The sequence below is a fragment of the Thermithiobacillus plumbiphilus genome (assembly GCF_038070005.1).
Taxonomy (GTDB): Bacteria; Pseudomonadota; Gammaproteobacteria; order Acidithiobacillales; family Thermithiobacillaceae; genus JBBPCO01.
On sequence record NZ_JBBPCO010000003.1, the window covers coordinates 92,996 to 105,614 of the forward strand.

General features: G+C 51.6%; 23 protein-coding genes. 4 read left to right on the top strand and 19 right to left on the bottom strand.

Annotation, left to right across the window (positions count from 1 at the left end; translation table 11 throughout):
- Nucleotides 1-8: 8 nt before the first annotated feature.
- From WOB96_RS04250 to WOB96_RS04295, 10 genes are all read right to left on the bottom strand, one after another.
- Nucleotides 9-1,103, bottom strand: coding sequence for a glycosyltransferase (locus tag WOB96_RS04250; protein ID WP_341370037.1), 1,095 nt, complete (start codon nucleotides 1,101-1,103; stop codon nucleotides 9-11).
- A complete protein-coding gene (wecB, locus tag WOB96_RS04255) occupies nucleotides 1,100-2,236 on the bottom strand; it encodes a non-hydrolyzing UDP-N-acetylglucosamine 2-epimerase (protein WP_341370038.1) in 1,137 nt (378 codons plus the stop codon). Before wecB ends, WOB96_RS04250 begins: the two co-directional genes overlap by 4 nt.
- Nucleotides 2,233-3,435, bottom strand: a complete 1,203-nt coding sequence (locus tag WOB96_RS04260) for a glycosyltransferase family 4 protein (protein WP_341370039.1) — start codon at nucleotides 3,433-3,435, stop codon at nucleotides 2,233-2,235. The genes wecB and WOB96_RS04260 overlap by 4 nt, the downstream gene beginning before the upstream one ends.
- A gap of 8 nt (nucleotides 3,436-3,443) precedes the next feature.
- The gene (locus tag WOB96_RS04265; protein ID WP_341370040.1) at nucleotides 3,444-4,262 is read right to left on the bottom strand and encodes a class I SAM-dependent methyltransferase; all 819 of its coding nucleotides are present in this window, start codon (nucleotides 4,260-4,262) and stop codon (nucleotides 3,444-3,446) included.
- A 12-nt stretch (nucleotides 4,263-4,274) separates the two neighbouring features.
- Nucleotides 4,275-5,777: an oligosaccharide flippase family protein gene (locus WOB96_RS04270; protein WP_341370041.1), complete on the bottom strand. Its 1,503-nt coding sequence runs from the start codon at nucleotides 5,775-5,777 to the stop codon at nucleotides 4,275-4,277.
- A 461-nt stretch (nucleotides 5,778-6,238) separates the two neighbouring features.
- Complete coding sequence (locus WOB96_RS04275) at nucleotides 6,239-6,679, bottom strand: MarR family EPS-associated transcriptional regulator (protein ID WP_341370042.1); 441 nt, start codon at nucleotides 6,677-6,679, stop codon at nucleotides 6,239-6,241.
- Nucleotides 6,680-7,005: 326 nt separating this feature from the next.
- Entirely contained in the window at nucleotides 7,006-7,329 is a 324-nt protein-coding gene (locus WOB96_RS04280; RefSeq protein ID WP_341370043.1) for a hypothetical protein, read from the bottom strand.
- Nucleotides 7,326-7,625 carry a nucleotidyltransferase domain-containing protein gene (locus WOB96_RS04285; protein ID WP_341370044.1) on the bottom strand — a complete coding sequence of 100 codons (300 nt, stop codon included), beginning with the start codon at nucleotides 7,623-7,625 and terminating at the stop codon, nucleotides 7,326-7,328. Before WOB96_RS04285 ends, WOB96_RS04280 begins: the two co-directional genes overlap by 4 nt.
- Nucleotides 7,626-7,632: 7 nt before the next feature.
- The gene (locus tag WOB96_RS04290) at nucleotides 7,633-7,947 is read right to left on the bottom strand and encodes a hypothetical protein (protein WP_341370045.1); all 315 of its coding nucleotides are present in this window, start codon (nucleotides 7,945-7,947) and stop codon (nucleotides 7,633-7,635) included.
- Nucleotides 7,944-8,243, bottom strand: coding sequence for a nucleotidyltransferase domain-containing protein (locus WOB96_RS04295; protein ID WP_341370046.1), 300 nt, complete (start codon nucleotides 8,241-8,243; stop codon nucleotides 7,944-7,946). The genes WOB96_RS04290 and WOB96_RS04295 overlap by 4 nt, the downstream gene beginning before the upstream one ends.
- 26 nt (nucleotides 8,244-8,269) lie before the next feature.
- On the opposite strand from WOB96_RS04295, the gene WOB96_RS04300 reads away from it, so the two are divergent.
- The 4 genes from WOB96_RS04300 to WOB96_RS04315 all read left to right on the top strand — a co-directional run bounded on the left by WOB96_RS04300 (nucleotide 8,270) and on the right by WOB96_RS04315 (nucleotide 9,591).
- Complete coding sequence (locus WOB96_RS04300; RefSeq protein ID WP_341370047.1) at nucleotides 8,270-8,608, top strand: antitoxin; 339 nt, start codon at nucleotides 8,270-8,272, stop codon at nucleotides 8,606-8,608.
- A complete protein-coding gene (locus tag WOB96_RS04305; RefSeq protein WP_341370048.1) occupies nucleotides 8,605-9,003 on the top strand; it encodes a type II toxin-antitoxin system VapC family toxin in 399 nt (132 codons plus the stop codon). The genes WOB96_RS04300 and WOB96_RS04305 overlap by 4 nt, the downstream gene beginning before the upstream one ends.
- 107 nt (nucleotides 9,004-9,110) lie before the next feature.
- On the top strand, nucleotides 9,111-9,338 hold the full coding sequence (gene relB, locus WOB96_RS04310) for a type II toxin-antitoxin system RelB family antitoxin (protein WP_028988643.1): 228 nt from the start codon (nucleotides 9,111-9,113) through the stop codon (nucleotides 9,336-9,338).
- Nucleotides 9,322-9,591: a type II toxin-antitoxin system RelE family toxin gene (locus WOB96_RS04315; protein WP_341370049.1), complete on the top strand. Its 270-nt coding sequence runs from the start codon at nucleotides 9,322-9,324 to the stop codon at nucleotides 9,589-9,591. The genes relB and WOB96_RS04315 overlap by 17 nt, the downstream gene beginning before the upstream one ends.
- A 154-nt stretch (nucleotides 9,592-9,745) precedes the next feature.
- On the opposite strand, the gene WOB96_RS04320 is transcribed toward WOB96_RS04315, so the two are convergent.
- Genes WOB96_RS04320 through WOB96_RS04360 form a run of 9 tightly spaced genes read right to left on the bottom strand, consistent with a single transcriptional unit; the run spans nucleotide 9,746 to nucleotide 12,568 of the window.
- Complete coding sequence (locus WOB96_RS04320) at nucleotides 9,746-10,168, bottom strand: HEPN domain-containing protein (protein ID WP_341370050.1); 423 nt, start codon at nucleotides 10,166-10,168, stop codon at nucleotides 9,746-9,748.
- Nucleotides 10,161-10,481 carry a nucleotidyltransferase domain-containing protein gene (locus WOB96_RS04325; protein ID WP_341370051.1) on the bottom strand — a complete coding sequence of 107 codons (321 nt, stop codon included), beginning with the start codon at nucleotides 10,479-10,481 and terminating at the stop codon, nucleotides 10,161-10,163. Before WOB96_RS04325 ends, WOB96_RS04320 begins: the two co-directional genes overlap by 8 nt.
- A complete protein-coding gene (locus tag WOB96_RS04330; protein ID WP_341370052.1) occupies nucleotides 10,478-10,600 on the bottom strand; it encodes a hypothetical protein in 123 nt (40 codons plus the stop codon). The genes WOB96_RS04325 and WOB96_RS04330 overlap by 4 nt, the downstream gene beginning before the upstream one ends.
- On the bottom strand, nucleotides 10,591-10,863 hold the full coding sequence (locus tag WOB96_RS04335; protein ID WP_341370053.1) for a hypothetical protein: 273 nt from the start codon (nucleotides 10,861-10,863) through the stop codon (nucleotides 10,591-10,593). Before WOB96_RS04335 ends, WOB96_RS04330 begins: the two co-directional genes overlap by 10 nt.
- Nucleotides 10,860-11,153, bottom strand: a complete 294-nt coding sequence (locus WOB96_RS04340; protein WP_341370054.1) for a nucleotidyltransferase domain-containing protein — start codon at nucleotides 11,151-11,153, stop codon at nucleotides 10,860-10,862. The genes WOB96_RS04335 and WOB96_RS04340 overlap by 4 nt, the downstream gene beginning before the upstream one ends.
- Nucleotides 11,144-11,659 carry a hypothetical protein gene (locus WOB96_RS04345; protein WP_341370055.1) on the bottom strand — a complete coding sequence of 172 codons (516 nt, stop codon included), beginning with the start codon at nucleotides 11,657-11,659 and terminating at the stop codon, nucleotides 11,144-11,146. The genes WOB96_RS04340 and WOB96_RS04345 overlap by 10 nt, the downstream gene beginning before the upstream one ends.
- Nucleotides 11,656-11,955 (bottom strand): nucleotidyltransferase domain-containing protein, encoded by a 300-nt coding sequence (locus tag WOB96_RS04350; RefSeq protein WP_341370056.1) that lies wholly within the window; start codon nucleotides 11,953-11,955, stop codon nucleotides 11,656-11,658. Before WOB96_RS04350 ends, WOB96_RS04345 begins: the two co-directional genes overlap by 4 nt.
- Nucleotides 11,956-11,987: 32 nt before the next feature.
- Nucleotides 11,988-12,278: a type II toxin-antitoxin system RelE/ParE family toxin gene (locus tag WOB96_RS04355; protein ID WP_341370057.1), complete on the bottom strand. Its 291-nt coding sequence runs from the start codon at nucleotides 12,276-12,278 to the stop codon at nucleotides 11,988-11,990.
- On the bottom strand, nucleotides 12,275-12,568 hold the full coding sequence (locus tag WOB96_RS04360; protein ID WP_341370058.1) for an antitoxin of toxin-antitoxin stability system: 294 nt from the start codon (nucleotides 12,566-12,568) through the stop codon (nucleotides 12,275-12,277). The genes WOB96_RS04355 and WOB96_RS04360 overlap by 4 nt, the downstream gene beginning before the upstream one ends.
- Nucleotides 12,569-12,619: the final 51 nt, after the last annotated feature.

Consider the following 12,619-nt stretch of genomic DNA (forward strand, 5'->3'; position numbering starts at 1 on the left):
TCCTAATGCTAACAGCAGCCCAACTTTTTCCTAAGCAAATCTTGGGCATCAGCAGAATCTTTTCTCAATCCCTCAATCACATTAAGATTAACAATGCGTTTTTCATTCAATCTATCTAGTGACAATTCAGAACCACCCAATTCTTCAATATCAACATACTGATAACCCAAAAACTGCATATCACCGATATGAGGCGATCGAACGATGGGAACCACTCCATAACTCATGTATTCCACCATCTTCGTTGGCATAGCAACACGATTTATATCTATATCGTCCCTTAGAACGAAACCCAAACTCATCTTTCCGTATTTCTCAATCAACTCTGAACGCGAAACAGAACACAATTCAATAACCGAACACAACCCTCTATTCCCTATCAACTTTTCAAAATATGTTATTGCAGCAGGCGGCACAAAGTAATGGAACCGAAAAAAGCCAACCCTCGAAGTAACAATTTTTTTTGTTATATCTAGCATCAGCTCAACATTTTGCCATTTTTGGCATCCACCTGCATAAATAATGTTCATATCACTTTCTGAGCGAGATCCAGTATAGATACCCGCCACCTCAGGCTTTTCAATTGAAAAATCAATTATAGGTACGTGTAGCATTTTGTTTTCCAATCCATCGCATTCATATTTTCTATTAAAGTGCCGCGACATTGCTGTAGTCACTGTAATAAGCGTATCCGAATAATTAACAACTCGCTGCTCAATTTTGCCATACATTGCTGACAAGCTCTTTCGACCCATATAGCAAAGCTCTTCAGGCACTATGCCGTGCATATCAGTTACAATTTTTTCCCCATGGCTTTTATAATAAGAATATACTTTTAACGCATTGTACACAGAATGCACATAAATCAAATCTGAGTCTTTAATAACTTTATTTATTAGCGCGGCGTGACGAAACACATTTAAATGTAGTACGCGTGTATTGGCATTTGGAGTGCTCTCCGAGGCAAGCCAATTGCGCTTAAAGGATAAATCCAGGTATGTTCGGTTAGAGTCTGATACAAGAGCATCTATCGCCTTAACGCGCTGCATCATACCATCACGCTCATTCTCCGGCGTGGGATATTGCGAAACAAAAGTAATCACAACTCAGCCTCATTTATTACATTAACAATTTTAAACGCAGCTCTGCCATCGCCGTATAGTTTGGCATCTTCCTTGACCAAACAATTACCAATATCCGAATTTAATATTTTGTTTGCTTCTGTTACAATTTTTTTCCTATTCGTTCCTACAAGCTTTACTAGACCTGTAGACAATGCCTCTGGTCTTTCTGTCATATCTCTCATAACCAATACCCGTTTTCCTAAAGACGGAGCCTCTTCTTGAATGCCACCAGAATCTGTTATTATTAAGCAACTCTTAGCCATAAGATATACAAATTGGGAATACTCAAGTGGGTCAACTAAGTGCACGTTAGTAACTTCTTTTAGCAAGTCGTAAACAGGTTTTCTAACATTTTCATTCATATGCACAGGATATATAATATGAACATCAGGGTTGCTTTGTGCTATTTCCTTCAATGCTTCACAGATATTGATGAAGCCAGCGCCGAAATTCTCCCTTCTATGTCCAGTAACCAAAACTATCTTCTCACTACTCTCTACCACTTCAGCGCTCCGCCCCAATGCAGATGAAAAAACGCTCTGAGGCAACATCATTACCCTGTTTCTCGCCCAAAATAGTGCATCGATAACCGTGTTTCCAGTTACAAATATTCTGCTTTCCGGGATTCCCTCAAAAATTAAATTTTGCTTACTTGTTGCAGTCGGAGCAAAATGAAAGTCTGCCAGTCTAGCTGTTAACTGCCTATTCGCCTCTTCAGGAAATGGGGCCTTCAGATTTCTTGTCCTCAAGCCAGCCTCTATATGCCCAACTTTAATACCTGCATAAAATGCTGCAAGTGCAGCAGCAAAACTTGTGCTAGTATCTCCGTGTACCAATACTATATCTGGTTCCACTTGTTTGAGAACACCCCTAATACCTAGCAATACACCCGAAGTAACATCATACAAATCTTGACCCTTCTTCATTATATTAAGGTCAAAATCAGGCATGATTTGAAAAAAATCCAACACCTGATCTAGCATTTCTCTATGCTGCGCTGTAACACAGACAAAGGATGAGAACTCATCAGCCCGCCGAGCCAGCTCTCTGATTATAGGCGCCATTTTTATTGCTTCAGGTCGCGTTCCAAATACTGTTAACACTTTCTTCATGGCTTGATCCTGAATAACTTCTTTTGAGCCATGGTCAAATATTCACGAGCGCTTCTCAAAAATTGCGGGACAAAAGCTCGCCAGCCTAGCAATTGCCATTCCAATGCTAACCGTTTATTCCGCACATAAGTACACTCCCTTTCGGCTTCTAATAAATCCAGATAAGCTTCCCCCATCTTCTCAATAGAAAAAAGCCCTTCAACTCGAGACATCGCTGCCGAGCTCATTTTTAACCATTGATCTGTGTCATCGTATAATTCTTTAATTAAGGAGACATACTGGTTTATCTCGTTATCTTCTACTAAGAAGCCACTAATCCCGTGAGCTATGGTCACATCTGTGACATCTGCTATATAGTTAGCAACAGGAACACATCCAGCTGCTTGCGCCTCAATTGCCACTAGGCCAAATCCTTCATAGTGAGATGGCATAAGCAACACGTGATGACGACTTAAACATCGCAACACAGCTTCATACGACCGAGAACCCACAAGCTTTACAATTGATTCCAACCCAGACTCTCGAACCCGGCTCTGCAAGGCTTCAAGGTCCCCGCCTTCGCCTACAACAGTTAACTCAACCTTTATTCCCTCTTTTATGCAACCTTTTACTATATCTACTAAATAAAATACTCCTTTTTGGTGATGCTGAACTCTACCTACATAAATTAACTTCAGCGGCTCACCTTCCAGTCTCTTTAATCTAGAATTTGTTTTTGGGGCTTCCACTCCATGCCATATCTCATAAATGGGTGTTTCAGGAAAGTGAGCCTTAACGGCTTTGCACACCCTCCGACTTACACCAACCAAAAAGTTACAGGCTTGTCTATTTGCACAAGCAACCCTGTACACTTCTTTGTCATCGTTATGGATCACCGGAACCACTACCGTGTTGCTGGGCAGCAACTGAATCGCCGCCTGAGCATATTTTGCGTGATTTAAAATAATTGCATCATATGCGCCGCTTCGCAACCAACGACCTACTCTGATTGCATGAATTACAGGTGCAAAAGATTTCTCAACAGGCAAGCATTTAACCACCATCCCGCGACTGATTGCCAAATTAAACCAATCCCCTTCTTTTTCAGTTGCTAACAGATCAACACTACACCCCTGCTTTACAAAGTAATCACCTAATCTAAGGACGAAGGTTTCAACTCCTCCTGACATTAAGTGCGGGACTACAAATGCTATTTTCATAGTCTGATTTACAGTTCACTATTTGATGCACAGACCCAAAGTCCAAGCGGCTCATTTTTACGCCCCATTATTCTACGCACCAACCACTTGGCAGCCTTTATAGAGTTGCGCGGTTTTGCATCTGACCATATTATGCCAGATGCAATGGATACCAATCCCGACTTTTCTACTAAGGCTATAAGCGCCTTTTCCGTATAGAAACATAGATGAATTGGGGGATTCCAATCCCTATGCGTTGAGTTCTGAACCTGCTCGCAGTGCCAATTCGGAACTGTTAAGAAGACCTTTCCACCTGGCTTCAGCATCTTTTTACACGTATTCAAAAAAGATAAGGGGTTCACCAAATGCTCAACAACCTCGAATGAGGTTATCACATCAAACTTAACATTTCGCGCTGCCATTTCTTCAATAGTACATTTCTCAAGCGCAAAATTGGCATAAGCATTACCAATTTCAACTGCTCTTGCGGAAATATCAATGCCTCTCACATTCCATCCCAAGCTGTGCGCTGCATGGCAAAAACGGCCGACTCCACAGCCCACATCTAATAAATTTTTCCCTTTGGGGTCTTTGAGGAGATTAAAAAATGGTTGGTAAGTTATTATTTCCGAAAAATATTTTTTATCTATTGTATTGTGCAGCATATTTACATGATTTACGACATACTCCTGAGTATCATAAATACTTGTGTAGCTGACTTCTACATTAAACGCATCAGGAGCGAAACGCAACGAGCAATCCTCACACTTGTATATACTGTAACCCCCCAATTTTTTGGAGGTTTGAGTCGCTTCAAGATTACACATGGGGCAAAAAAAACGTTTCACAAGGTCACCATTCTAAGTGTTTACAGATGGTTGTTTATTGATGTTGACACGGATGTCGGACAAATAAAATACAGCTACTATCAAGGAAACGAGTGTAATTGGCGCAGCTACAAATGGTCTAATGCCTAGGGGAACAGCCAGACAAGCCAAAGTTATAAGTATTGCGAACAGCAGCGCCTTAAATACCCGTCCCAACATCCCGGCCGGCAGTGTTGGCGCCATATATAGAAAGCCCCATACAGTCAAAATAACATATGAGAGAGCCATAGCAAACGCCAGTGCCTCCCCTCCCCATGTTGAGACCGTCATTGTCGCAAGTAACAAAAACATAGCTGCCCAAGATAAATTTAGAAAGAATCCAAACCACATAACTCCCCGTGCCTCTATTGCTGGGCCTGTAGCAGCTCCAATGCACTGGACAAGTCCCGTAAATATTGCGCCAATAAAAATATAAGAGCCAGCAACAAATCCGCTTCCATACATTTTCAGTATTGGACCTGATAAAAACATGAGCGCTGTTGCTACTGGAAAAGAAACGATCACCATCATGCTTTGAGTGAGTGTTAGCGCCTTTTGGTAGTCGTTATCGTCCCGAGACGATACAGCAGCACTTAGAATTGGTAGCGACACCTGCATTATTATGCCTGGTATAAACAATATCAAATTTCGCCACTGGTTAGCCGCGTTAAACAGACCCATTTCGGCATATCCATTGGTTTGATTAACCAGAAGAGCAGTCCCACCCCAGACCGCAATCCCAACTACCATGTTTGCCAGCAGAGCTGGAAAACTAAAATTTTTTAGGATATGTATCTCTTTGAAGCAGCCAGAAAATATTAGAGGAAATTCTAAACGCCTTATCTCTTTTCGCAACGCCGCATTTGTCATTATCCAGTTTACCATCTGCGACAAGGACATTCCCCAAACCGCACCAGATACGCCATCCACAAGCGTCCCAATCAGCACTGCTGGCACAGTGATTATGGCCGAAATAAAATTTATTCTTGCTACTAAATGGAATGCTTCAAATCCAGCAATAGCGCCCGTTTGAGCTCCACTTAGGACACTGAAAAATAGCAATACAGCACCTATTCTTAGTAAGTCCGCAAGATCAGGCTCAGCCAAGGTATACTTAGCTATCCATGGTGCACCCATATATAGTGCCGAGCTTATGAGCATAGCCATTGCGTACGCAAGTAGCTCTGTCATGGCAATTACCCGACCTGCTTTGAATGGATCTGATGTTCGACATCGAGCCACATACCTTGTGGCTGTTTGCCCCAGCCCAAGACCCGCAAGTAGTCCTAGCATATTGACTGTTGTCTGGATGGCTCCCAGCTTACCAAACTCTACTTGGCCTATAATCTTGGCTATTAGTATTGATGAAATCAGCACTGCGCCACGATATACCACGGTGCCCAAAAAGTTCCACGAGGAACCTCGCGCTAAGCGGTATCCGATCGGAGAAGAGATTAAACGTGTGTTCCATTTTCCAATAATTGATGCCAAGCTCATGCTTGCTCTTTATACCAGTCGCATCTTAGATGCATCTTTTGTTTGTGTCCTTGCTGAAAAGCGGCTCTAGGGCCTTCTGCGCTTTGCAACATGGAACTAGGAAAGCACATCCACTCGCGATATTGCCTCAGGCGTACTGGTGCTTAAACCAGCTCTGATTGCTCCCGTCCATCACCGCCCGCTAGCAAGGCTCATGGGCCAGGAACCAGTTGATGGTCTTGCGGATGCCGGTCTCAAAACTCTCCTGCGGCGCATAACCGAGCTCGGACACGATCTTGTGGGCGTCGAAGGCGTAGCGGCGGTCGTGGCCGGGGCGGTCCTTGACGTAGGTGATGAGGTCAGCGGCGCTTTGGCCCCGCGCGGCAGGCGCGTTGCCGCGGGCGGGTCTACCACGTAGAGCCAGTCGCGGATGTTCATGCCGCCGCCGTAGATGGGGCCGGAGCTTATCTTGGGGATCATGCTTATTGCCCTTGGGCTTCTCGTTCCGGATGAACACCGCATTGCGCGACCTCAGCCCGTAGCCGCGCGATCTCTTCCCTGAGCGCATCATATTCTCCCATCTTGCGCTGCAGAAAGCTCACAGTGACCCGGGCCTTCTCCTCGATACCGCTGGGGGTCAGTAGATAGGCGTAGGTGGCGCGCTTTTGGGGATTGCGACGGAAGTTGCCGGCCTTGATCCAACCCTTGTTTATGAGAGCCTTGAGGCAGTAGTTGGTCTTGCCGAGGCTGATACCGAGCTTGTGGGCGAGTTCGCGCTGGGAGATGTTCGGGTGCTCGTTGAGCAGGCGCAGGAGCTGGTAGCGGGTGGCGTCGTCCAGAACGGCGGACACAGCGGCGGCTTGACCCGGCCCGTGATGCGGGCTGACTTCCAGTGATGTGGGGTGTTGCTGTGTGCTGGGCATAGCGACGTTCATCCGGTGAACATCGCGGTATTTAAACAGCTTGGGGCGGTGGCGTCAACCAGAGTAGGACCTTTGGCGGGTTAGTGTTTGTGGACGGAGCGCGGATGGTGTCGATCTGGTCGGGGGTCAAGCGCATGGGGAGTAGTTCGCCCGATAAAAATATGGTGTTCATGTAACCCAGCCTCGCCGTTCGATCTCAAGGATCATGTTGTTGGCCGCAGACATGATCCTTGGTGCGAATTCATGACCCGTCTGTAGCGCGCTGGCAAGCACTCTCAGATCTTCCACATATTCATGCACCATCTGGTTCCGCAGCTTGCGCAGGGTCATCCACTCATCAGCGGAGCCAATAGCCCCAGGCGCTCGGCCCGGTCGAGGTTGTCGATAGCGGCTCCAGGCGTTTCTCCCAGTGCGGTCAGAAGTACAGGGAGCAATTTGTCGCCAAGGGTGTCCTGCAGCCGGGCGAAGCGGCTGACGAAGGCCTCTACCCGTTCCGCCAGATCGGGGTTGGTTTCGAGTTGCTGGGCACGCTCCAGGGTGAAGGGCTCCGCAAACAGACGCTGATCCGTGCTCGCGAGATGCTGACATTCCTTGCGCACCACGCGCGTGAGGAATTGCAGACGCAAGGCGATCTTTGGGTCGAGCTTCACAAGACTCGCCCTTCGGTGAAGGCGATCTCGTGGATGGGCAGGCGCCTGAGATTGGGCGCGGCGAGCAGCACGTCCACCTTGCGGCCGTGCATCCGGCGGGAGATTCTGGCGGAAAGACGCGCCGCCAGCAGTGCGGGATTGTCGATGGGCTCGGATGATTCGAGCATGAGGTCGATGTCACCGCCGCGGGCTTGGTCATCCAGCCGCGAACCGAAGAGCCAGACGCGCGCCTCGGGACCGAAGGTCTCGCGGGCGGTGGCACGGATGGTGTCGATCTGCTCGGGGCTCAGGCGCATGGGGGATCTACTTTTCAGGACCGGGAAAGTCGGTCATCCCTTCGATGAGAATGAGCGTCGGTAAGTCTGCTTCTTTCAGATCCATGCGTTGGGCGGCGAAGGTTCGGACGCGGTTATAGGTATCGAGAAAAAGCAGACTGTATTCCCGCGCCAGATTGATGTCGGCCAATTCTGGGCGCTGCTCCAGAGCTCTCACCCAGGCGGCATTGACCGGCTGGGAGAACACACGGCCCAGGCTGTAGGCCAGGTGTTTGCCTTCGTGCCGAACCAGTCCGAGCGTGTCGAGAAAGCGGGTTCGCGGCAGGAGCTCTTCGGTACTCATAAGGGAACACCCTCATATAAAGCGCGTTCGTGAATCGGCTGGCGCGGCACGCAGGGGTCGAGTACCAGGGCATCGATGGGCTGGTCACCCATGCGTAGCTGCAAGCGGGCCACAAAGCGTAGCCGCTTGCGTTCCCGATCCGGAATGTTGGTATCGGAAGAAATCAGTAGGTCGAGATCCCCGCCCCTGAGATGGTCATCCAGCCGCGAGCCGAAGAGCCAGACGCGGGCCTCTGGGCCGAAGGCCTCGCAGGCGGTGGCGCGGATGGTGGCGATCTGCTCGGGGGTCAGGCGCATGGGGGAATGTCTCGCTATATGATTTTATGATTGAAACAGGCCGGCAGATATGGGTCAAGAAGATTGCACAAGCCCCCATTCGATATATCATATTGATACATATCAATGGAGGTTTTTGCATGGATATCGCAAAGGTGTTCTGGACTGGCCGGTCACAAGCAGTCAGGTTGCCCAAGGATTTCCGCTTCGATGCGGATACTGTACGCATTCGTCGCCATGGGAACGCGGTGATTCTGGAGCCGATCGCGAAAGATTGGGCCTGGCTGGATGCCATCATTGGCAGCCTGGATGCCGATTTCGTGCAGGCTGCGGGCGAGCAGCCCGATCCGCAGGACCGCCCGGGGCTGGATTCGCTGTTCCGATGAGCCACTATCTGCTCGACACCAATGTCATCATTGCCTTGTTGAAGGATCGCGACTCACCTCCCTCGCGGCGCGCGCGCCAGCACCAACCCAGCGAAATCTGCATTTCTTCGATTGTCCTGCATGAACTCTTCTATGGTGCCTTCAAGAGCCAGCGCGCGGCACGCAATGTCGCCCTGGTCGAGAGCCTGCGCTTCGAAGTGCTGGACTTCGACCCGGAAGATGCGCGGCAGGCCGGCGAGATCCGGGCCATTCTCGCCTTGGGTGGAACACCGATCGGGCCGTATGACGTTTTGATTGCAGGCCAGGCGAAGGCGCGAGATTTGATTCTGGTGACGCACAATACCGCTGAGTTTGGGCAGGTGCCGGGCTTGCGTATCGAGGATTGGGAGGGCTGAGCAGTCCGTCAGACCGGGGTCGGTTTCGAGTAGGCGGTGCGGATGTCTGTTGCAACTTGCTTCAGCCTGCGCGATACTTGTATTACATAGTTTCATGAGGAGGCAATATGGCTATCTCAATCCGGTTGCCCGAGGACGTGGAAACCCGGCTTGACCAGTTGGCGCTTCTGACCGGGCGCAGTAAGAGCTTTTATATCCGCGAGGCGCTGGTGCAACACTTGGACGACTTGGAAGACCTGTACCTGGCCGAGCGCGAGTTGGAAGAAATCAGAGCGGGCAGAGCCGAAACCACACCGCTTGAAGACGTGATGAAGCGCTATGGCGTGGAAGGTTGAACTGTCGTCTCAGGCTCAAAAAGATCTTGATCAGCTCGATCCACAGATTGCACGCCGAATCTTGAAGTTCCTCTCTGATCGCGTGGCGCGTCTGGATGATCCGCGTGCAATCGGGGAGGCGCTCAAGGGGTCGCGCCTGGGTGAATTCTGGAAATACCGTGTAGGTGACTATCGGCTCATTGCCAGCATAGCGGATGGCAGGCTGACAGTGCTCATCGTGCGCATCGGCAATCGCCGCGAGGTGTACCGCTGAAATGCGCTGCAACGAAGGTCTCGCGGATGGTGGCGATCTGTTCGGGAGTCAGGCGCATAGGGGAATACCTCGCTCACTTCTGTTTTTCTATACTATACCGAATTTGCAATTGAAGCCGCCCGGGCGGTGGGGCTTTCATCAAGCGCTTCAGTGCTCAGGGCATACGCAGGTTCACTCGAATCTCAGGCGGCATTTTCTCCATTACGAAATCCAGCACCTGACCAGCTGCATGCAGCGCCTCGTGCGCATCGGATACCACGGGCATCATGCATTCGCCAGGATAACGAAACAGGGTGGCATACGGTGTCAGCACTTCGGCGAATTCAGCCAGAGATTGAAAGGTCGGGTCCTTCGCCTGGCAGAAATCAGAGAGAAGAACGAGATCATGCGTTTTTGGAAAGGGGATGTCATGCAAGGCAAGAAAGGCCTTGAGGGCTTTCTCCGCAGTTTGTTGGCAATGATAAGCGGCGGTATCGAGATAAGGCGCCTCACCGGTCATCAGGCACCGTGCGGAACCCAGATCGTGCTGGGCCTTGACGAGCCATTGGCCAATCTCGCGGTGTTTGGCCTCATCCATGCAGAACCTTACCACGTTCCAGCGCCTGCTTGAGCAGGGAACTCGCCACCTGTTGAGCCCGCCTGACTTCCTGCCGTGTCGCCACCAGGATGTCCACCGGTACGCCCAGGCCATGCAGCGCGCGATAGGCAGCACGCGCGCGCCGGTAGGGGGGCTCATCCGAATCGGGGACAATGACGAGCAAGTCGATATCGCTGTCCTGGTTCGGTTGTCCCCAAACAAGGGAGCCAAACAGGATGATGCGATCGGGATGCAGGGCGCGAGCCACCCGATCAGCGGCTTCACGGGCCTTGTCTTCGCTAATCGGTATCATGCGGAGCTTCCTATGGGGAAATCGAGGTCGATTTCGAGTTGCCAGACCCGAGCCTCGGGACCGAAGGTCTCGCGGGCGGTGGCGCGGATGGTGGCGATCTGCTCGGGAGTCAGGCGCATGGGAGTAGCCCATATCTCTGGCAACATTCTTCAAACTTGCCAATCATTGCGAGCAGCGTATCCATGTTGTCGCGCAGGGCATTGAGGTATTTCACCGCTGTCTGTGCGGCCAGACGCTCGGCCATTTCCGGGTTGTCGAGATCCGAGGCGTCAATCGGCCAACGCAGCCGTCCGGCACTGAAGCGCAAACCATCCTGCAGGCGTTGCAAAACCGCCAGTTGACGACCCAAGAGGGCTTGTTGCTCTTGAAACAGCGTGCTCATGCCAGACGTACTCCCGTCAGCCGGGCAATGTTGGCGATGGGTCCCGGCTGGTGCTCGGGGGTCTGCACCACGAGATCGACTGGCAGGTGCATGGCATATTCCATGCGCGCTCGGGTACGCAGCAAAGCCTGGACCGGGATGTCCTGGTCACTTTCGACGAGCAGGTCGATGTCCCCGCCCAGTGCGCTGTCATCCACGCGCGAACCGAACAGCCAGACGCGGGCCTCGGGACCGAAGGTCTCGCGGGCGGTGGCGCGGATGGTGTCGATTTGCTCGGGGCTCAGGCGCATGGGAACACCTCTCTCACTTCTGTTTTTCTATACCAGCCTCGGCGCTCGATCTCAAGGATCATGTTGTTGGCCGCAGACATGACCATTGGTGCGAATTCATGACCCGACTGCAACGCGCTGGCAAGTACGCTCAGATCTTCCACATATTCATGCACCATCTGGTTCCGCAGCTTGCGCAGGGTCATCCACTCATCAGCGGAGGCAATCAGCCTCAGGCGCTCGGCCCGGTCGAGGTTGTCGATAGCGGCTCCAGGCGTTTCTCCCAGGGCGGTCAGAAGTACAGGGAGCAATTTGTCGCCAAGGGTGTCCTGCAGCCGGGCGAAGCGGCTGACGAAGGCCTCTACCCGTTCCGCCAGATCGGGGTTGGTTTCGAGTTGCAGGGCACGCTCCAGGGTGAAGGGCTCCGAAAACAGACGCTGATCCGTGCTCGCGAGATGCTGACATTCCTTGCGCACCACGCGCGTGAGGAATTGCAGCCGCAAGGCAATTTTCGGGTCGAGCTTCATAATACCCGCCCTTCGGTGAAGGCGATCTCGTGGATGGGCAGGCGCCTGAGGTTGGGTGCGGCGAGCAGTACGTCCACCTTGCGGCCGTGCATCCGGCGGGAGATTCTGGCGGAAAGACGCGCCGCCAGTAGCGCCGGATTGTTGATTGGCTCGGATGATTCGAGCATGAGGTCGATGTCTCCGCCCAGTGCGCTGTCATCCACGCGCGAGCCGAAGAGCCAGACGCGCGCCTCGGGACCGAAGGTCTCGCAGGCGGTGGCGCGGATGGTGTCGATCTGCTCGGGAGTCAGGCGCATGGGAGAGCATCTCAGTGATAGCACGTTCAGCATCAATAAAGGGACCGCGCTGGTGGCCACTGGCGGGCCGTATGGACCAAGGCGAGCACCCACACCGTTTGTCCATTGATCTCGTAAACCAGACGATAGTTCTCATGCGGAATCAGCTCTCGGGTACCGGGAATCTCCCCAGTGCGGCCTGAGAGCGGGAAATCGGCCAGTTTCGTCACTGCGCCGCTGATCAACAGATCCATCCTGATAGCCGCCGCAGGATTGCCTTCCGCGATATAGGCCACGATATCGGCACGATCCTGTTTGGCGGCCACCGTCCAGCGGACTTTCACAGTTCGGCGGAGCCCACCTTACGAAGTAGTTCCGCTCGCCGCGCGGCAAACTCGGCTTCAACTTCTTCATTGGAGTAGCTTCGGCCGGCATGCGCCTGTGCGCGCGCCAATTCCACTTTGCGGTGCAGAAATTCATTGTACTCACGCGCCTCGCGCTGACGCTGGACGAACTCACGCATCAGCTCACGAAGCACTTGCGAGGCCGGCCGATGTGCGGCTTCGGCAGCTGCCATGAACTGCTCACGCAACTCGGGTTCGAGCTTCATTGTGAACACGGCATCTTTCGGCATGGTCGTTCTCCTGCGCAGCGCATACCAACAAAGTATATACGTTATATTGCC